Origin of the sequence: Variovorax sp. OK212 (genome assembly GCF_900112425.1) — a bacterium.
GTDB lineage: Bacteria > Pseudomonadota > Gammaproteobacteria > Burkholderiales > Burkholderiaceae_C > Variovorax.
Genome location: NZ_FOLP01000003.1, coordinates 427,291 through 446,938, shown reverse-complemented (window position 1 = coordinate 446,938; position 19,648 = coordinate 427,291). Strand labels below are relative to the sequence as shown.

The 19,648-nt window shown below is 68.7% G+C and carries 17 protein-coding genes and 1 pseudogene; all 18 read left to right on the top strand.

Annotated features, from left to right (window positions below; genetic code table 11):
* Positions 1-20 precede the first annotated feature (20 nt).
* The 18 genes and pseudogenes from BM004_RS12615 (at position 21) to BM004_RS12530 (ending at position 19,572) form a co-directional block, all read left to right on the top strand.
* Positions 21-2,360 carry a polysaccharide biosynthesis tyrosine autokinase gene (locus BM004_RS12615; RefSeq protein WP_093121918.1) on the top strand — a complete coding sequence of 780 codons (2,340 nt, stop codon included), beginning with the start codon at positions 21-23 and terminating at the stop codon, positions 2,358-2,360.
* On the top strand, positions 2,357-3,073 hold the full coding sequence (locus tag BM004_RS12610; RefSeq protein WP_093213649.1) for a sugar transferase: 717 nt from the start codon (positions 2,357-2,359) through the stop codon (positions 3,071-3,073). Before BM004_RS12615 ends, BM004_RS12610 begins: the two co-directional genes overlap by 4 nt.
* Before the next feature lie 55 nt (positions 3,074-3,128).
* The gene (locus BM004_RS12605) at positions 3,129-4,118 is read left to right on the top strand and encodes a GDP-L-fucose synthase family protein (protein ID WP_093213646.1); all 990 of its coding nucleotides are present in this window, start codon (positions 3,129-3,131) and stop codon (positions 4,116-4,118) included.
* On the top strand, positions 4,111-5,235 hold the full coding sequence (gmd, locus tag BM004_RS12600; protein WP_093213642.1) for a GDP-mannose 4,6-dehydratase: 1,125 nt from the start codon (positions 4,111-4,113) through the stop codon (positions 5,233-5,235). Before BM004_RS12605 ends, gmd begins: the two co-directional genes overlap by 8 nt.
* Before the next feature lie 55 nt (positions 5,236-5,290).
* Positions 5,291-6,607 carry a hypothetical protein gene (locus tag BM004_RS12595; protein WP_093121925.1) on the top strand — a complete coding sequence of 439 codons (1,317 nt, stop codon included), beginning with the start codon at positions 5,291-5,293 and terminating at the stop codon, positions 6,605-6,607.
* A gap of 8 nt (positions 6,608-6,615) precedes the next feature.
* Positions 6,616-7,704 carry a glycosyltransferase gene (locus tag BM004_RS12590; protein WP_093213639.1) on the top strand — a complete coding sequence of 363 codons (1,089 nt, stop codon included), beginning with the start codon at positions 6,616-6,618 and terminating at the stop codon, positions 7,702-7,704.
* Positions 7,701-8,639, top strand: a complete 939-nt coding sequence (locus BM004_RS12585) for a hypothetical protein (RefSeq protein ID WP_093213637.1) — start codon at positions 7,701-7,703, stop codon at positions 8,637-8,639. The genes BM004_RS12590 and BM004_RS12585 overlap by 4 nt, the downstream gene beginning before the upstream one ends.
* Positions 8,640-8,683: 44 nt before the next feature.
* The gene (locus BM004_RS12580; RefSeq protein ID WP_093121932.1) at positions 8,684-9,619 is read left to right on the top strand and encodes a hypothetical protein; all 936 of its coding nucleotides are present in this window, start codon (positions 8,684-8,686) and stop codon (positions 9,617-9,619) included.
* Between the two features lie 38 nt (positions 9,620-9,657).
* Positions 9,658-10,929 (top strand): lipopolysaccharide biosynthesis protein, encoded by a 1,272-nt coding sequence (locus tag BM004_RS12575; protein ID WP_093213634.1) that lies wholly within the window; start codon positions 9,658-9,660, stop codon positions 10,927-10,929.
* A complete protein-coding gene (locus BM004_RS12570; protein ID WP_093213632.1) occupies positions 10,926-12,200 on the top strand; it encodes a glycosyltransferase WbuB in 1,275 nt (424 codons plus the stop codon). Before BM004_RS12575 ends, BM004_RS12570 begins: the two co-directional genes overlap by 4 nt.
* Entirely contained in the window at positions 12,197-13,357 is a 1,161-nt protein-coding gene (galE, locus tag BM004_RS12565) for a UDP-glucose 4-epimerase GalE (RefSeq protein ID WP_177206493.1), read from the top strand. Before BM004_RS12570 ends, galE begins: the two co-directional genes overlap by 4 nt.
* Positions 13,350-14,126 (top strand): LuxR C-terminal-related transcriptional regulator, encoded by a 777-nt coding sequence (locus BM004_RS12560; protein ID WP_093121938.1) that lies wholly within the window; start codon positions 13,350-13,352, stop codon positions 14,124-14,126. The genes galE and BM004_RS12560 overlap by 8 nt, the downstream gene beginning before the upstream one ends.
* A gap of 55 nt (positions 14,127-14,181) precedes the next feature.
* Positions 14,182-15,687: a mannose-1-phosphate guanylyltransferase/mannose-6-phosphate isomerase gene (locus tag BM004_RS12555; protein WP_093213629.1), complete on the top strand. Its 1,506-nt coding sequence runs from the start codon at positions 14,182-14,184 to the stop codon at positions 15,685-15,687.
* A 46-nt stretch (positions 15,688-15,733) separates the two neighbouring features.
* Positions 15,734-16,042 carry a hypothetical protein gene (locus BM004_RS12550; protein WP_093213627.1) on the top strand — a complete coding sequence of 103 codons (309 nt, stop codon included), beginning with the start codon at positions 15,734-15,736 and terminating at the stop codon, positions 16,040-16,042.
* A gap of 22 nt (positions 16,043-16,064) precedes the next feature.
* A pseudogene (locus tag BM004_RS12545) lies at positions 16,065-16,308 on the top strand (biotin/lipoyl-containing protein); the annotation flags it as partial.
* A gap of 851 nt (positions 16,309-17,159) precedes the next feature.
* The gene (locus BM004_RS12540; RefSeq protein ID WP_093213624.1) at positions 17,160-17,528 is read left to right on the top strand and encodes a hypothetical protein; all 369 of its coding nucleotides are present in this window, start codon (positions 17,160-17,162) and stop codon (positions 17,526-17,528) included.
* Positions 17,529-17,605: 77 nt separating this feature from the next.
* Positions 17,606-18,445, top strand: a complete 840-nt coding sequence (locus tag BM004_RS12535; RefSeq protein ID WP_093121946.1) for an alpha/beta fold hydrolase — start codon at positions 17,606-17,608, stop codon at positions 18,443-18,445.
* Complete coding sequence (locus tag BM004_RS12530) at positions 18,442-19,572, top strand: PAS domain-containing sensor histidine kinase (RefSeq protein WP_093213621.1); 1,131 nt, start codon at positions 18,442-18,444, stop codon at positions 19,570-19,572. The genes BM004_RS12535 and BM004_RS12530 overlap by 4 nt, the downstream gene beginning before the upstream one ends.
* Positions 19,573-19,648: the final 76 nt, after the last annotated feature.

Genomic DNA, 19,648 nt, shown 5'->3' with positions numbered 1-19,648 from the left:
AACACGAAAAGGTGAACCTCATGAACGCGCGTTGGCAACCTTCGCTCCCGGCACCCGCGGCCGCCCCCGTCACGGTGCTCGAGACGACCGCCTGGCCAAGGGAATCCCGGTTCCGGGAATACCTGGACATCCTGATCGACAGCCGCTGGCTGATCGCCACCATCGCGGTGCTGGCGCTGCTGGTGGGGGTGGGCTATGCCCTGTTCGGTCCGCGCGTCTACGAGGCCAACATCCTGATCCAGGTCGAGGACTCGGACCGCACCAGCGGCAACTTTCCGGGCGACGCCAACGGCGCCGGCGGCATCAGCGTGAAGACGCCGACCACCGGCGAGACCGAGATCCTGCGCTCGCGCATGGTGCTCGGCCAGGCGATGGAGAACACACGGCTGTACATCAGCGCCAAGCCGCACTACATCCCGGTGGTGGGCGAGTTCCTCGCGCGGCACGCGAGCCAGCTGTCCACGCCCGGCGTCTTCGGCATGGGCAACTACGTCTCGGGCACCGAGCGCATCGCCGTCGCGCAGATGGACGTGCCCTCGGCCTTCGAAGGCAAGAAGTTCACGCTGCTGGCGGGCGACGGCGGCAACTACACGCTGACCAACGCCGACCTGGAAACCCCGCTGAAGGGCACCGTCGGCGTGCCGCTGGACGCGGCCGTGCCCGGCGGCACCCTGCACCTGCTGGTGGGCTCGTTCGACGCCGCGCCCGGCGGCGCCTTCGAGCTGGTGCGCTACTCCAAGCAGCTCACCCTGCTGGGCCTGCAGAAGGACCTGCGCGTGGTCGAGAAAGGCAAGCAGTCGGGCGTGATCGACGTCAGCCTGCAGGCCGAGAACCGCGGCCAGCTGGCCGACATGCTCAACGAGATCTCGCGCCTGTACGTGCGCCAGAACATCGACCAGAAGACGGTACAGGCCGAGCGCGCGCTGGCCTTCCTGGGCACCGAGCTGCCCAAGTTCAAGGCGCAGCTGGAGCAGTCGGAAGACAGCTACAACCAGTACCGCAACCAGAACGGCACCATCAGCCTGGACGACGAGGCCCGCAACGCCCTCTCGCAGAACGTCGACCTGCAGGCCAAGCTGCTCGACGCCAAGCAGAAGCGCCTGGACCTGGTGGGCCGCTTCACCGCGGCGCACCCGATGGTGCAGACGCTGGACACGCAGATTGCCTCGCTCAAGAAGGAGCTGGGCTCGGTCGACGGGCGCATCCGCCGCATGCCCATGCTGCAGCAGAACTCGCTGCGCATGCAGCGCGACATCAAGGTCAACACCGACCTGTATGCGACGCTCCTGAACAGCTCGCTGCAGATGCGCCTGGCCAAGGAAGGCAAGGTGGCCAACGTGCGCGTGCTCGACCAGGCCCTGGTGGCCGAGAAGCCCGTGCGGCCCAAGCCGCTGATCGTGGTCGCGCTGGCGCTGGCCGGCGGCCTGTTCCTCGGCGGCGCCGCGGCAATGGCGCGCAAGAACCTCAAGCGCTCCATCGGCAACCCCGACGACATCGAGGCCGTCACCGGCATGAGCGTGTACAGCACCATTCCGCTGAGCACCCAGCAGCGCGTGCTCGACCGCGCCGTGCGCAACGGCAAGCCCGGCGTCAAGGTGCTGGCGGCGCTGCACGTGGAAGACCCCGCGCTCGAAGGCCTGCGCCGCCTGCGCACCGCGCTGAAGTTCGTCATGCTGGGCGCGCCCAACAACCGCGTGATGATCTCCAGCGCCACCGCCGGCGCGGGCAAGACCTTCGTCTCGTCGAACTTCGCCACGCTGCTCGCCACCTCGGGCAAGCGCGTGCTGCTGATCGACGCCGACCTGCGCCGCGGCAGCCTCACCGAGGAGTTCGGCCTGCAGCGCAAGGACGGGCTGTCGGACGTCATTGCCGGCGGCGTGCCGCTGGAGCAAGGCATCCACCACAACGTGCTGCTGAACCTGGACGTGATGAGCGCCGGCACGCTGCACCCCGACCCCGGCGGCCTGATGACCAGCGACGCCTTCGCCCACACGCTGGCCACGCTGTCCGCGCGCTACGACGTGGTGGTGGTCGACGCGCCGCCCACCCTGCTGGCCTCGGAGACCGCCGCCATGGCGCCGTGCATGGGCACGCTGCTGCTGGTGGCCCGCGCCGACACCAGCGAGATGGGCGAGCTGGTGGAAAGCGCCAAGCGCATGGCCCACGTGGGCACCGCCTTCCACGGCGTGGTGTTCAACGCGGTCGACACCTCTCAGCGCCACAACCGCAGCTACAGCTACGGCTACTACGGCTACGGCGGCGCGGCCCCCGCGCGCCGCGACCCGGCCTACACGCTGGACACCACCCACGCCGACACCGTGATGCCCAAGCGCATCGAACCGGAGCACGCCGGATCATGAGCACCCTTCAATCGACCTCCTCCACGCAGCGCAACGCCGGCGCCGCGGGCGTCGGCAACGCCGCCAACACGCCCGTGTACGGGCCGCTGGGCGGCGCGCTCTGGCTGCGCTGCGCCAAGCGCGCGGCCGACATCCTGATGGCCGGCTCGTTCTTCCTGTTCTTCGGCTGGGCCTATGCGCTCATCTGGTTCGGCGTGCTCTACACCTCGGGCGGGCCGGCCATCTACATGCAGCCGCGCTACGGCAAGGACGGCAAGGTCTTCAAGTTCTACAAGTTCCGCTCGATGGTGGCCGACTCCGAGGCGGTGCTGGCGCGCCACCTGCGCGAGAACGAGGCCGCGCGGCGCGAGTGGGCGATCTACCAGAAGCTGGAGCACGACCCGCGCATCACCCGCTTCGGCGCCATCCTGCGCAAGTACAGCATCGACGAGTTCCCGCAGTTCTGGAACGTGCTCAAGGGCGACATGAGCATGGTCGGCCCGCGCCCCTGCATGTTCACGCAGAAGGACCTGTACGGCGACTACTGGGACCACTACTGCGCGGTGCGCCCGGGCATCACGGGCCTGTGGCAGATCAGCGGGCGCAACGAGATCAGCTACCGCCGCCGCGCCGCCATGGACGCCGAGTACGTGGCGCACCTGTCGCTGTGGCGCGACCTCGGGATCCTGCTGAAGACCTTCGGCGTGGTGACCGGGGCGCGCGGGTCGCGCTAGGCATCGCCAAGCAGCGGCACCCGGACCTTGCAACCCACCTCCCACGAAAGAACTTATGCGCATCTTTGTCGCGGGTCATCACGGAATGGTCGGCCAGGCGCTCACCAGGCGCCTGGGCGAAATGGGGCACGAGGTCGTCACCCGGCGCCGCGCCGAGCTCGACCTGCTCGACCAGCCCGCCGTTGCGCGCTTCTTCGCCGCGCAGGCCATCGACCAGGTCTACCTGGCCGCGGCCAAGGTCGGCGGCATCCATGCCAACGCGACCTACCCGGCCCAGTTCATCTACGAGAACCTGATGGTGGCGGCCAACGTGACGCACCAGGCCTTCCTGGCCGGCGTGAAGCGGATGCTGTTCCTCGGTTCGAGCTGCATCTATCCCCGGCTGGCCGACCAGCCCATGCGCGAGGAAGCCCTGCTCGGCGGTGCGCTGGAGCCCACCAACGAGCCCTACGCCGTTGCGAAGATCGCCGGCCTCAAGCTGTGCGAAAGCTACAACCGGCAGTACGGCGAGAGCCACGGCATCGACTACCGCAGCGTGATGCCGACCAACCTGTACGGCCCCGGGGACAACTACCACCCCGAGAACAGCCACGTCGTGCCGGCGCTGATCCAGCGCTTCCACCAGGCCCGGACGGCCGGCGCGCCCGGCGTGTCGATCTGGGGCAGCGGCCACGCGCGCCGCGAGTTCCTGTACGTCGACGACATGGCCCAGGGCTGCATCGACGTCATGAGCCTGCCGCAGGCCGGCTACGCCGCGCAGACCGACCCGATGCGCGGCCACATCAACCTCGGCACGGGCGAAGACGTCGCCATCGCCGAACTGGCGTCGTTGATCCGCGGCGTGGTCGGCTACACGGGCGAGATCCGCTACGACACCACCAAGCCCGACGGCACGCCGCGCAAGTTGCTGGACGTGTCGCGCGCCAACGCCATCGGCTGGCGGGCTCGCGTCTCTCTGGCCGAAGGCCTGCGCCGCACCTACGCCGCCTACCTCGCCGCCCACGGCCACACACCCACCCACACCCAAGAGGTCGAACATGTCTAAGCGCGCACTGATCACCGGCATCACTGGCCAGGATGGCTCCTACCTGGCCGAACTGCTGATCGAGAAGGGCTACGAGGTGCACGGCATCAAGCGCCGCACCTCGCAGTTCAACACCGGCCGCATCGACCACCTCTACTCCGACGTGCACTCCAAGGAGCAGCGCCACCTGCACCTGCACCACGGCGACCTGGCGGACGGCAGCGCGCTCACGCGGATCATGCAGGAGGTGCAGCCCGACGAGGTCTACAACCTGGGCGCGCAAAGCCACGTGGCCGTCAGCTTCGACAGCCCCGAGTACACCGCCGACATCAATGCCCTAGGCACGCTGCGGCTGCTCGAAGCCATCAGGCTGCTGGGCCTGCAGTCGAAGACGCGCTTCTACCAGGCCAGTACCAGCGAGCTCTACGGCCAGGTGCAGGAGCCGCGCCAGAGCGAGACGACGCCTTTCTATCCGCGCAGCCCCTACGGCGTGGCCAAGCTCTACGCGTACTGGATCACCAAGAACTACCGCGAGGCCTACGGCTTCTACGCCTGCAACGGCATCCTGTTCAACCACGAGAGCCCCCGCCGCGGCGAGACCTTCGTCACCCGCAAGGTCACGCGCGGCCTGGCCAACGTGGCGCAGGGCCTGGAGCAATGCCTGTTCCTGGGCAACATGAACGCGTTGCGCGACTGGGGCCATGCCAAGGACTACGTGCGCATGCAATGGCTCATGCTGCAGCAACCCACGGCCGTCGACTACGTGATTGCCACCGGCGTGCAATACAGCATCCGCGATTTCGTCGTGCGCGCGGCCCGGCAGCTCGGCATCTCGCTGGTCTTCGAGGGCAGCGGCGTCGACGAAGTGGCGATCGTCACCGAAGTCACCGGCGACGACGCGCCCGCCGTCTGCCGGGGCGACGTGCTGGTTCGCGTGGATCCGCGCTACTTCCGCCCTTCCGAGGTCGAGACGCTGTGCGGCAACCCCGCGAAGGCGGCCGACAACCTGGGCTGGGTGCCCGAGATCACCCTCGACCAGATGGTTGCCGAGATGGTTGCGGGCGACCTCGAGCTCGCCAAGCGCTGCGCGCTGCTGCAGCGCCACGGCTACCACACCCCGCAAAGCATCGAGGCCTGAACGCGGGCCGCGCAGCACCAAGACCCACCGGTTCCACCCACCCCACAGGCCCACCATGCGAACCCTTTCCTTCTGGTCCGGCATCGTCTGCGCGCTGCTGTGCGGCCTGGTCGACCCGGTGTGGGGCTATGTGGCGGTGTTCGCGCTGTCGCTGGTCCAGCTCTCGCTGCTGGGCTCGTCCGGCGGCAGCGTGTTCCTGCTGATCCACTACGCGACCATCCTCACCTACTTCTCGCTGGCACCGGCCATGCAGATCTCGCACGAGGTCGACTTCTGGGAAGCAGGCCTCATGAGCACGTCGGCGCACACGCAGGCGCTGGTGCTGCTGATCCTGTACATGGCCGGCGTGGAGGCCGCGCGGCTGGGCGTGCCCGACGCGCCCGCGCACCAGCCGGGGCGCCACGACCAGCGGCTGCTCGGCGTGGCCCATCCGCTGCTGCTGCTGCTGAGCTGCTCGCTGGCCGCCTTCGCCGCGCTGTTCATCCGGCCCGACCTCAACTTCGTGGCGCGCGGCCTCTCGGGCGACGAAGAAAGCGTGCCGCTGGACTTCATCTTCTATTCCACGCTGCCCAAGCTGGTGGTGCTGCTGTGCTTCGTGGCGCTCGCCATCCATGCGGTGCGCCGGCGCACGTTGTGGTCCTGGTGCGCGGCGGCGCTGGCCTTCGCGCTGGCGATGGTCGCGGCCAACCCCGTCAACACCGCGCGCCAGGTGCTGCTGACCGGCCTGCTGCCGCTGCTCATCCACGCGCTGGGGCGCGGGCGCCGCAGGCTGCTGGGCGCCGTGATCTTCGGTGCCATCGCCGGCCTGGGCCCGGTGCTCAACCTCATCTCGCGCGGCAGCATGTGGGGCGAGGAACTCACGACCTTTCCCTTCAGCCCCGACTTCGACGCGATGTTCGTGGTGGCCGGCATCCTGGAGCGCGCGCCCATTCCCGACCTGGGCTGGGGCCGCTACCTGCTCTCGGCCTTCTCGTTCTTCCTGCCGCGCGACCTGAAGATGTTCCCGGACTTCGACCCGCTCGGCTGGTCGGCCATCCTGGGCAACTTCTCGCAGAGCAACCTGTCGCTGCCGCCCTTCACCACGGCGTACTTCGACTTCGGCCTGGCCGGGCCGGCGCTGCTGGGCATCGCGATCTCGGCGGGATTTCGCATCGTCGACCGCGCCATCGACCCGAACCGCGCGCTGTCGGGCGCCTACCTGTCGGCGCTGGTGCTGCTGGCCGCCTACGTGCCGTTCATGCGCGGCCCGATCCTGGGCTGGGGACCGTTCGCGGCCTCCGGCGTGATCGCCGCGCTGATCGCCGGCGCCCTGAGTTCCCGCGCCCGCCGCCCGCAGCCGCGGACCGTGCGGCGCAGCCTTCCGAGTGCGTGAGGACCGCCATGGCCACCTACCTCTACTACGACACCATCCGCCTCAACAAGGGGACGGGCGGCGTGCTCAACATGTCCGAAGTGCTGCTGCGCCACATGCAGCTGTCGCGCGACGACCGGGTCGAGGCGGTCAGCGAACGCCATCCGAAGCTCTACGCGCTGGCCGAGCGCCTGAAGATCAGCCGCTTCATCTTCGACACCCTGCTCTACAACTTCCACCGCCTGCGCATGCTGCTCACGGGCGAGCAGCTGTTCTCGGTGTTCCCCAACTACTTCCTGCCGTTCACGCTGCTGGGCCGGCACCGCGACGCCATCGTGGTGGTGCACGACCTGCAGTACAAGACCTTTCCCCAGTACTTCAAGCGCAGCAAGCGCCTCTTCCTGAGCTGGAACCTGTGGCGCGCGGCGCGCAGCGAGGCCGACGTGGTCTTCATCAGCCGCAGCAGCCAGCAGGACTTCGAGCGCCACTTCGGCCGCTGCGAGCATTCGGCGGTCATCTTCAATCCGGTGGACGCGCCGCGGCCTGCCGCCATGGCGCAGGCAACGCCCGGCGCGGCACAGCATGAGCGCTACCTGATCGCGGCCTACCACTACTACCCGCACAAGAACTTCGGCGGCATCCTCGCGTTGTTCGAACGCATGCGGCGCGCGGGCCTGGTCGACTTTCTCGACATCACCGGCAACGGCGCGGCCGAGGTCGAGCGCATGGTCTCGGCGCTGGCGCCCGAGGTGCGCGGCTTCGTGCGGCACCGGGGGCTGGTGCCGCGCGCGGAACTGCTGCGGCTGTACGTGGGCGCCACCGCGTTCATTTCGCTGTCGACTTCCGAGGGTTTCAACCTCTCGGCGGCCGAGGCGGCCACGCTGGGCGTGCCGCTGCTGCTGTCCGACATTCCGGTGCACCGCGAGCTGTTCGCGGGCTACGGCTTCTTCGTGGGCAGCGCAGGCAGCGACCCCTACCGGCTCGCCAGGTACCTCGCGCGGCATGAACGCACGCCGCCGGTGTGGGTGCATGCCGCCGCCTGCACACCCGCTGCGATCGCCGGGCGCTACCTGATGCTCAAGCGCGGCGCACTGTCATTCACACAGGTGACGCCATGAAAAGACAGCCCATGCGATTGCTCTCGGCGCTGCTGCTCGCGGCGGTGTCGCTGGCCGCCCGCGCGCAGCCGGCGGACGTGCCGCCGATGCCCGGCTTCGGCGTGATGGTGCATTACCTGCCCGACAAGCAGACCATCAACGAGATCAAGCGCTTCGACGTCGAGTCCTTCGCCGCGTCGCTGGCCGAGATGCGCGCGTCGCACCTGATCCTCACGCTCGGGCAGAACAACGGCCAGTACATCGCGCCCAATTCCGCGCTCGAGGTGCTGTGCCCCGGCAGCGCGAAGAACCGCCCGCCGCGCGACCTGCCGCTGGAAATCGGCCAGGCGCTGCGCAGCCGCGGCATCGCGCTGATCCTGTACCTGCCGTTCCGCGCGCCGCAGGAAGACCCCGCGCTCATGACCTGCCTGGGCGACGTGAACGAGCAGCAACCGCCGCCCGCGCGCTTCATCGCGGCCTGGTCGAGCGTGGTGCGCGACTGGTCGGAGCGCTACGGCTCGCTCGTGAGCGGCTGGTGGTTCGACGGCACCTACAACACCAAGGGCATGACGCCCGCCGGCTGGGACATGCTGTGCAGCGCCTCGCGCGCCGGCGGCGGCAACCGCTGGCTGGCCTTCAACGCGGGCGAAGGCCCGCAGCGCTTCAGCCTCAAGTCGGCGCCCTGCCAGAACCTGATGGCCGGCGAGTACATGGACCCGCCCGCGCACCTGAGCGCCGCGCCATCGGACCTGACGCTGCACGTGCTCACGCCGCTGGCCGCCTCCTGGGGCAGCCCGACGCCGGCGCGTTTCTCGGCCTCGCAGCTGCGCACCTGGTTCTCCGAAGCGGCCACCGCGCGCGGCCTCTTCACGCTGGACATGCCCATCGATGCCGCCGGCCGCTTCGTTCCCGCGCATGTGGCGCTGGTGAAGAGCGTCACCGCGCGCAAGCCCTGAGCAAGCCCACTGCCGCCACATTTCTTCAACCCTAGCCAAACGTCATGAACCCCACCCTGCCCTTCATCGTCGTGGAAGATCGCCAGAACAAGACCCTCGCGTCGTGCCGCGAATCGGCGGCACTGGCGCAAGAGCCGCTCTTCGTGCTGGCCGAGACCGACGCCGGTCCGGCCTACGAAAGGTTCTGCCGCTCGTACGTGCACCTGTCGAGCAACACCCCGGAGTTCGAGAAGATCTGCTTTCGGCGCTACTTTCTCCTGGCGCAGTTTCTGGAATCCAACCCCGATGTCGGCGCTTTCGTGCTGATCGACAGCGACGTGCTGCTGTTCGACGGCGCCGGGCCGCACATCGGCAGGCTCGTGGGCAAGGCGGACTTCTCGGGCTCGTGCATGCAGAGCGCCGACGGCTGGAACCCCTGCCAGATCTCGCCGCACGTGAGCTACTGGACCGCCAACGGCCTGCGCCGCTTCGTGGCCTACGTGCTCGACAGCTACGCCACGCCGTCGGGCCGGCGCAAGCTGCGCGAGATCGCCGCGCGCTTTGCCGCGCGCGGCGTGCGCGGCGGCGTGTCCGACATGACGCTGCTGTACCTGTGGGCGCGCACCACCGGCAACGACGCGCCCATCAACCGCGTGTTCGACGGCATGGTCATCGACCACAACATCAACGGCACGCACAACAACCAGCTGCGCGAGTTCAAGGTGCTCGGCGGCGCCAAGCGCGTCACCTACCGCGACGGCAAGGCCTGGCTCAGCAACACCGCCGACGACGGCATGACCCGCGTGGTGGCGCTGCACTTCCAGGGCAGCGCCAAGATGGCCATGCCCTACGCGCTGCGCGGCCACATGCGCACCGTGGCGGCCGTGACCTACGGGCTGCAGATGGCGCGCCGCGCCAAGAACAACGCGTTTCGCGCCGGCAACTTCGTGCGCCGCCTGTTCGACGCGCGCCGCGTGCCGCACGCGTCGGCAAGCAAGTAAGCGCCAGACAGCAGAACAGCCATACAGCCGCCGACGCCATGAAACCCTTCAGCCCGTCCCTCACCCTGCCCGGCGCGCGCATGGCCTGGCTCTCCGGCCTGGGTGCGCTCGCGTCGCGGCTGTACGTGTACCTGTCGGGTTTCCTGGCCATCTTCCTGATGGCGGCGAGCATCTCGCCGGCGCGCTTCGGCGAGTACTCCATCTACCAGTCGGTGATGGAGGTGGCGCTGGTGGTGGGCACGCTGGGCAGCTCGCTGCTGTTCTCGCGCAACGCCGCCGCCGCGCAACCGGGCATGCCGCCCGGCGTGACGCGCGGCGACGTGGTGCGCACGCTGTCCATCGGGCTGCCGCTGGCCACCGTGCTGGTGACCGTGATCCTCGCGGTGCAGCGCCTGCCGGTGGGCGACGCGCCCTTCCTGCTGGTGGTGGCCACGCTGGCGGTGTTCGCCTTCAACAGCCTGCGCCTGTCGTTCAGCCGCGGCCTCGGGCACGCGGGGCTGCTCAACCTCGAAGCGGGCATCCGCTCGACCATCCTGGTGGTGGGCGTGGGCCTGTGCGCGGTGCTGCACTTCGAGCTGGGCGTGGCGCACCTGCTGCTCATCAACCTGTTCGCGGTGGTGGTGGTGTGCGCGGCCATCGGCCTGCCGGGCAACGGCGCGGCACCGCCCGCCGGCCCGCATGCGCTGGGCCTGGCGTCGCAGGCCAGCGCCACGGTGTATTCGCTGCTCACGTTCCTGCTGCGCAAGTCGGACCTGCTCATCGTCGCTTACTTCATGCCGCTGAGCTACGTGGGCGCCTTCAAGCTGGCCTTCCTGCTGGCCGAGGCGCCTTCGCAGTTCGTGCAGGCCTACCTCGTCACCAAGACGCCGGCCATGCTGGAGACCACCCCGGAGAACTTCACCGCGGCCAGGCTGCGGCTGGCCAGGCAGTCGTTCCTGCTGGGCTGCGGGCTCTTCGTGGGCCTGGGCGCCGTCATCTCGGTGGCCGCGCCGCTGCTCAAGCTGGGCAACGAGGCGCGTGCCATCTTCCTGTGCATTGCGCCGTACTTCCTGCTGCGCACCTACACGATCCACCACGAGATGGTGCTGTCGCTGAAGACCTCCATGGGCTCGCTCGGCCGCTGGGCGCTGCTGGAGGTGGCGCTGCGGCTCGCGTCGTACGGCGCCGTGGTGGCGGTGTTCCCCGACAAGCCGCACTACGTGTTCTTCCTTGCCTGCCTGAGCGACTTCGTGCTGTACGAGACGCGCATGCGGCTGCACTTCGGCTTCTTCCCCATCGTGCGCCTGCTCTCGCGCAAGGCCGCGCCATGAAGATCCTCGTCTACTCGATGAATTTCATGCCCGAGCTCACGGGCATCGGCAAGTACTCGGGCGAAATGGCCGAGTGGCTGCACGCGCGCGGCCACGAGGTGCGGGTGATCGCATCACCGCCCTTCTTTCCGCAGTGGTCGGTCTACAAGGGCCATTCGGCCTGGGCCTACCGCAAGACCGACTGGAACGGCGTGACCATCTACCGCGCGCCCACCTGGGTTCCCGCCAAGCCGCGCGCGCTCGGCCGCATCGGGCACCTGCTGTCGTTCACGCTGTCGAGCATTCCGGTGCTGCTGGCGCAGCTGCGCTGGAAGCCCGACGTGGTGTTCGTGGTGGAGCCGCCCGTTTCCTGCGCGCCGGCCGCGCTGTGCTTCGCGAAGCTGCTGGGCGCGCGCTCGTGGCTGCACATCCAGGACTACGAGGTCGACGCCGCTTTCGACCTGGGCTGGCTGCGCGGCGAACGCGTGCGGCGCTTCGCCCAGGCCACCGAGCGCTGGCTCATGCGCCAGTTCGACCGGGTGTCGACCATCTCCTCGACCATGTGCGCCAAGGCGCGCGACAAGGGCGTGGACGACGCGCGCATGGTGCTGTTCCCGAACTGGGTGGACATCGACAGCATCCGGCCCGTGGTGCGCCCGCCCGTGGCCGAAGGCGTGGCGGCACCGGGTTATCGGGCCGAGCTGAACATTCCCGCCAACGCGGTGGTGGTGCTCTATTCGGGCAGCCTCGGCACCAAGCAGGGCATCGAACTGCTGGCCGAGGCAGCGCGCCTGCTGGTGTGCTCGCACGACATCCACTTCGTGTTCTGCGGCAACGGCCCGAGCCGCGCCGCGCTCATGAATGCCTGCGAGCGGCTGGACAACGTGCACTTTCTCGACCTGCAGCCCGCCGAGCGGCTCAACGAACTGCTGGGCATGGCCGACATCCACGTGCTGCCGCAGCGCGCCGACGCGGCGGACCTGGTCATGCCCTCCAAGCTGGGCGGCATGCTGGCCAGCGGCCGCTGCGTGGTCGTCACGGCCCATGCCGGCACCGCGCTCGGCGAGGCCGTGTCGGGCCGCGGCGTGCTGGTCGAGCCCGGTGACGCGGCCGCGCTGGCCGATGCCATCGAACAGCTCTCGGTGTCGCCCACCACGCGCGAGCTGCTGGGCGCGGCCGGCCGCCGCTTCGCCGAGGCCGAACTGGACCGCAACGTGATCCTGCAGCGCCTCGAAGAGGAACTGCAGCGCTGCATCGCCCGCACGCCGCAACCCCAACGGAGCCGCACATGAAGCCGAACGCCAGGACCGCCGCCCTGCCCGCACCGCGGATTCTCGTGACCGGCGGCGCGGGCTTCATCGGCAGCCACACCTGCGTGGCGCTGATCGCGGCGGGCTACCAGCCGGTGGTGCTCGACACGCTCGTCAACAGCGACGCGCGCTCGCTGCACCGCGTGGCGTGCATCACGGGCGTGGAGCCCGTGCTGGTTCGCGGCGACGTGCGCGACGCCGCCGCGCTCGACCGCGTGTTCGCCGAGCACGCCATCGGCGCGGTGGTTCACCTCGCGGGCCTGAAGGCCGTGGGCGAGTCGGTGGCCGACCCGGTGAGCTACTACGACGTCAACCTCGCCGGCACGCTGGCGCTGGTGCAGGCGATGGCGCGCGCCGGCGTGCGCGCGCTGGTCTTCTCGTCGTCGGCCACGGTGTACGGCGACGCGCAGCTTTCCCCCATTCCAGAGAGCGCGCCTTGCGCTGCCGTCAATCCGTACGGGCGCACCAAGTCGATGGTCGAGACCGTGCTGGCGGACCTGGCCCATGCCGATCCGCGCTGGGGCATCGCCTGCCTGCGCTACTTCAACCCGGTGGGCGCGCACGAGAGCGGCCTGCTCGGCGAGCGCCCGCACGGCCCGCCCAACAACCTGATGCCCTACATCTCGCAGGTGGCCGTGGGCGAGCGCGACCACCTCGTGGTGCACGGCACCGACTACGACACCGTCGACGGCACCGGCGTGCGCGACTACGTGCACGTGATGGACGTGGCCGAGGGCCACGTGGCCGCGCTGCGCCACGCCGCGCGCAGCCCCGGCATCCTGATGACCAACCTGGGCACCGGCCGCGGCGCGTCGGTGCTGGAAGTCGTTGCCGCGTTCGAGCGCGCGAGCGGCCGCCACATTGCGGTGCACGTGGGCCCGCGCCGCCCCGGCGACGTGCCCGCGTACTGGGCCGACGCCCGTGGCGCGCGCGACGTGCTCGGATGGCGCGCGCGGCGCGACCTCGACCAGATGTGCGCCGACAGCTGGCGCTGGCAGTCGACCAACCCGCACGGCTTCGACGACCCGGTGCCCCCGCACCTCGACCCCGCATGGTCTCCCGACGCAGGAGCGCTTCCGGTTTTCGCCGCGGACATGCCGCGTTTTCACACATCCAACCTGGGACACACCAATGGCTGACAACGCACCCCGCTCCTTCGGCGACCAGGCCGACAGCCGCTCGGGCTATCCGCCGGGCATCCTGCCGCCGACCGCGCCGCTGTGGCCCGGCTTCCTGACCGGGCAGGAAGACGCACCCGTTCGCGTGCTGCTGGTGGACGACGACGAGTTCATGCGCCGCGTGATCGCGCAGGAGCTGCTGTCGGACATGCGCATCCAGCTCGAGGGCCAGGCCGGCAGCCTGCGCGACGGGCGCCGGCTGGTGGCCACGCAGCCCTTCGACGTGCTCATGGTCGACCTGCGCCTGGGCGACGGCAACGGCTTCGACCTGATCCGCGAGGCACGCAAGATGAACACGGCCTGCGAAATCATCGTCATCACCGCGCTGGAGGACGAAGCCCACGTGCTGCAGGCCTTCGAGCTCGGCGCCACCGGCTACCTGCTGAAAGACGCCTGGCTGCAGAGCTTTGCGCAGGCGGTGCTGCAGGTGGTGAACGGCGGCGCGGCCATCACGCCGCGGCTCGCGCGCCGGCTACTGGCGCGGCTGAGCCACCGCCCCGCCGGTGCGCCGCCCTCGGTGGAGCCGCCGCAGCGCGAGGCCACGCTGACCGCGCGCGAATGCGAAATTTTGCGCTTCGTGGCGAACGGCCATGTCACCGAGGAAATTGGCGTGAAGCTGGGCATCTCGGGGCAGACCGTCAACGCCCACATCAAGAACATCTACAAGAAATTGCACGTGCATTCGCGCGCGCAGGCCGTGAGCTACGCGGCGTATTCCGGCCTGATCTGAGAGAACCCTCCACCCCGCGTCACACACCACACCCTTCAACGCTAGGCAGGCGATCATGAACACCACCCCCATCCATCCCGTGATTCTTTGCGGCGGCAGCGGCACCCGCCTGTGGCCGCTCTCGCGCAAGGCGCTGCCCAAGCAGTTCGCGCCGCTGGTCGGCGGCAAGAGCCTGCTGCACCTCACGCTGGAGCGGCTGTCGGGGCTGAACCGCAACATCACCTGCATCGCGTCGGAAGACCACCGCTTCCTGGTGAAGGAAACGACCGATGCCGCAAAGACCACTGGCCGCCAGATCCTGGAGCCGGTGCCGCGCAACACCGCCGCCGCCATGGCCGCGGCCGCGCTGCTGGCCGAGCCCGACGACCTGCTGCTGTTCGCGCCGTCGGACCACCACATTCCCGATGCGGCGCTGTTCGAGCGCACCGTGCGCAGCGGCGTCGACGCGGCGCTGGCCGGCAAGATCGTCACCTTCGGCGTGGTGCCGAGCTTTCCGAGTACGGCCTACGGCTACATCGAGGCCGGCGAGCCGTCGGCCGATGGGCGCAGCCAGGCCGTGGTTCGCTTCGTGGAGAAGCCGACCGCCGCCGTGGCCGAGACGCTGCTGCTGCACGGCGGCTACAGCTGGAACGCCGGCATCTTCCTGGTGCGCGCGCGCACGCTCATCGCGGCGCTGCGCGGGCATGCGCCCGACATCCTGCTGGCCTGCGAGCGCGCCACCGCGGCGGCCACGGCCGACGGCAGCTTCCTGCGGCTGGACCAGGCCGCCTTCAGCGCCTGCCGCAGCGACAGCGTCGACTACGCCGTGCTCGAGAAGCACAAGGACATCGCGGTGGTGAAGTTCGAGGGCATGTGGAGCGACGTCGGCAGCTGGAACGCCGTGGCCACCCTGCACCCCGCCGACGACGCCGGCAACCGCCTGAGCGGCAAGGCCAGCGCGCTGAACGCGCGCAACACCTTCATCCACGCGCCGCACCGCCAGGTGGTGGCGCTGGGCACCGACGGCCTGATCATCGTGGACACGCCCGACGCCGTGCTGGTGGCCGGCGCGGGCTGTGCCGAGCAGGTGGCCGACGTGGTGCGCAAGCTCTCGCTGCAGGGCTGCGCCGAGGCCACCGAACACCGCCGCGTGGTGCGGCCCTGGGGTGCGTACGACAGCGTGGACAACGGCGAGCGCTTCCAGGTCAAGCGCCTGACCGTCAAGCCCGGCGCCAAGCTCTCGCTGCAGATGCACCACCACCGCGCCGAACACTGGATCGTGGTGAAGGGCATCGCCAAGGCCACTTGCGACGGCGTGGTGACGCTGGTGCGGGAGAACGAGTCGATCTACCTGCCTTCGGGCGCGATCCACCGGCTGGAGAACCCGGGCAAGACCGAGCTCGAGGTCATCGAGGTGCAGACCGGCAGCTACCTGGGCGAGGACGACATCGTGCGCTTCGACGACACGTATGGGCGGTGTGCGCCGATGGCGCCTGCGCTGGCGGACGGCGTCGCGCCGCAGCCGGCGACATCTGCGGGGTCGGGGTCGACGGCGGTGTTGCATGCGCCTGTGGCGCATTGAATGCGAGCCATGTGAATAGAACCTTCAGCGCACGATCGAGTGCCCCATGCCAAAACCTGCAGAGCAAGCCGCCCGGCTTTACAACGGTCTTGTGAAGATCCTGTCGACTTGGTTTGTATGGATTGGATGGACGAAAGCCAGAGAAACAATCATCGAGTTGATCGCCGACTTCTTCGTGTCGGTTGGCCTTTGGGCGTTGTACAAGGCGTTCTCCTTGATTGCTCACCATTTGATTGAGACCCCCGTCATTCTCCAACTCGCGGAGCGCATTCATTCAGCCTCTGCCATCGCGAGCTTCTCCTTGTTGGCAGGCTTCGGCCTCCTTCGGATCCTGCGGCAATTCTTGGCGGAATAAAAACGCAAGCGCGGAGCTACCAATGAGCGTCATAGAGGTCAAAGTGCCGCAACTCTCGGAGTCGGTTGCCGAGGCCACCATGCTCAGGTGGAAGAAAAAGGCCGGGGAAGCCGTCGCGGTCGACGAAATACTCATTGAGATCGAGACGGACAAAGTTGTGCTCGAAGTGCCAGCTCCTTCGGCTGGAGTCTTGTCAGAGATTCTCCAGGCCGATGGCGCATCCGTGATCTCGAATCAGGTTATCGCGCGCATCGACACCGACGCTGTTGAGGCGCTGGGGAGTGGAACCGCGGGCACTGAACCTGAGCTTTCCGCAGCAGCGAGGATCCTGGCCGGCATCTCCAGCAGATCCGTCGACACGACAAAGCCGTCAGGGATCACGGCTGCAGATACGCCGCGAAGCGATCCACCAGCGACCGAGGACACGCCAGGACTCGCAGCGGCGCAGACGACCTCGGACGGAGCCAGCGCTCTTTCCTCGGCGGCCGCCTCTGGCCATACCAGAGGCGGTGAACCCTCCGACGACGAGTTGTACGAGGGCGCGGCCGCCCCGGTGCAGGATCAGAACTATGAGGAGGGGTTTGCAAGCTATGCCGCTGCTGTGAATCAGCCAGAAGTGCCTGGGGCCTCGCCCGATGCCCAAGCGGAAAACCACAAGTCCGCCAAATCTGTGCATTCCACTTCGCCGACAGATGCAGCATTGGCTGGTCGAGATGTTCGACTCTTGGGCGTATCCGCTGCGACAGTCGCGACGGTGGTCGCTGGGGTCCTGGCTGGTGTGGGCAACTTCAGCATCGAAAGTGCGACACCTTATCTCGCCGCCTTCTGTCTCATTGCGCCGAGCCTTCTCTACGTGATGAAGATCGCTTGGAAGTACCTGCGAGAGCGGCGCAGGCGATTGGACGCATCGAAGTGAACGCCGTGTGCCTGGCAACGGGGCCGACATCGACACACCAGCGGCCTATTGGATCGGGGTCGAATGCCGTGCTGCACGGGCCTGTGGCGCATTCAGCGGCGCCTGTCGTTCCTGTCGGGCCGCGTCGTTTAAGCTGCGGCGCTCCCTCCGCGCGCCCTGATGACAGCATGTGACGCGCAGCCACTTCCTGTTGACGGACCGATGAACAAGATAGACGAGAGCCGCGCGCTGGTCGAAGAGATATGGGCCCGGCCCGAGGCCTGGGACGCGAACCTGCGTTCGGCCGAGGCATTGCTGGCCAGCGCCCTTGCCGCGCATCCCGACGACATTCGGGCGCTGACCTGCATGGGCGCGGTTCTGAGCGACCAGGCGCGGCACGAAGAGGCGGTGCCCATGCTCCAGCGCGCCGCAAGCCTGGGTTCGACGGACCGCAACACCTACTTCAACCTGGGCGTTGCGCTGCTCGGCTGCGCGACCAAGGCCGAGGCGATGGCCGCCTTCGACACCGCGCGCAAGTTCGATGCAACCGACGGTTCGTGGGAGGCCTACTTCGACCCGCAGGCGCAGTAGCATTCGCCCCCGCCAACGACGGCCATGGCCTCCGCGCGCAAAATAGACCCCTTTTTCGCGATCTTGACGGCGGCTCCATGAACATCCAGCAGCGCAACAACATCCAGGTCCTCGGCGGCGGGGACCGGACGATGGTCTTCGCACACGGCTTCGGCTGCGACCAGAACATGTGGCGCTTCATGGCGCCCCGGTTTGCCGAACGCCACCGCGTGGTCACCTTCGACCTCGTCGGCTCGGGCCAGTCCGACCTGGGCGCCTACGACAAGACGAAGTACGCGAGCCTCCAGGGCTACGCCGACGACCTGCTGGAGATTGCCCACGCGTTCGGCCGCGGCCCCGTGCTGTTCGTCGGCCACTCGGTGAGCGCGATGATCGGCATGCTCGCCGACCTCAAGGCCCCGGGCACCTTTGCGGCGCACATGATGATCGGCCCGTCGCCCTGCTACATCAACGACGGCGACTACACCGGCGGCTTCACGCGCGAGGACATCGACTCGCTGCTCGACACGCTCGAAAGCAACTACCTCGGCTGGGCCAGCAGCATGGCGCCCGCGATCATGGGCGTGCCGGAGCGGCCCGAGCTCGGCGCCGAGCTCACGGCCAGCTTCTGCCGCACCGACCCCGAGATTGCCAAGCAGTTCGCCAAGGCGACCTTTCTTTCGGACAACCGCGAGGATGTGGCCAAGCTGCAGACGCCCACGCTGGTGATCCAGTCGTCGGAGGACCTGATCGCGCCCGTGGCCGTGGGCGAGTACATGCAGCGCACGCTGCCGCGCGGCACCCTGCGCGTGGTGGCGAACACCGGCCATTGCCCGCACCTGAGTGCGCCGGGCGCGAGCTGCGACGCGATCGAGGAGTTTCTCGACGCGCTCGACCTGCCGGTCGGCGGCGCCCTCGAACCCACCCGGGGCCAATGACCGGCGCCCTGCCCGAGCCCGGCGACCTCCTGGACGAGGCGCCCTGCGGTCTGCTGGTGACCGCGCTGGACGGCACCATCCTCAAGGTCAACGCGACCTTCTGCGAGTGGATCGGCGTGGCGCGCGAAGCGCTCGTCGGCCAGAAGCGCATTCAAGACCTGTTCACCATGGGCGGGCGCATCTTCCACCAGACACACTGGGCGCCGGCCCTGCAGATGCAGGGCTCGCTGGCCGAGGTGAAGTTCGACGTGCGCCACCGCGACGGCAAGAACATTCCGATGATCCTGAACGCGCGCCGGCGCAAGCGCGCGGAAGGCGAGTTCGACGAGATCGCCGCCTTCGTGGCCGAAGACCGCAACCGCTACGAGCGCGAGCTCATGAGCGCGCGCAAGAAGGCCGACGCGCTGCTGGAGGCCGAGCGCGAAGCGCAGCGCCTGCTGATGGACCGCGCGCTGTTCGCCGAGCAGATGGTGGGCATCGTGAGCCACGACCTGCGCAACCCGCTGTCCGCCATCCTCATGGGGCTGCAGCTGCTCGGGCGCACCGAGAACGAGCGGCGCGTGCGCGTGCTGGGCCACGTGCGCAACTCGGCCGAGCGCGCGCAGCGCCTCATCGAGGAACTGCTGGACTTCACGCAGGCGCGCGTGGGCAAGGGCCTGAACGTGAAGCTGGGCGCCGTCGACCTGCACGAGGTCACGGCGCATGCGATCGACGAGCTGATGCTGGCCTTTCCGGACCGGGAGATCACGCACCTTTCGCACGGGCCGGGCGAGTGCGTGGCCGACACGGACCGGCTGGCGCAGCTCATCGGCAACCTCGTGAGCAATGCGGCCGCTTATGGCCGCGGCGGCACGCCCATCGTCGTGCGCTCGGAAATCGACGGGCCGGCCGCGATGGTGTCGGTGCGCAACGAGGGCGAACCGATTCCGCCCCATATGCTGGCCACGGTGTTCGAGCCGATGGTGCGCGGGGCGGCCGAAGGCAGCTCGGCGCGCAGCGTGGGGCTGGGTCTTTTCATCGTGAACGAGATTGCGAAGGCGCACGGCGGAACGATGGAAGTGACCTCGGCTTCGGACACCGGGACGGTGTTCACGCTGCGGTTTCCTGCGCACGGCGTTTCGGTGTAGCGGCGTCTTCGTCGCACGGGCTGTTGCCTGGCGAAGGCGCGGTGCTGGGGAAGGACTGGCGCAACGTGTTGCGCCA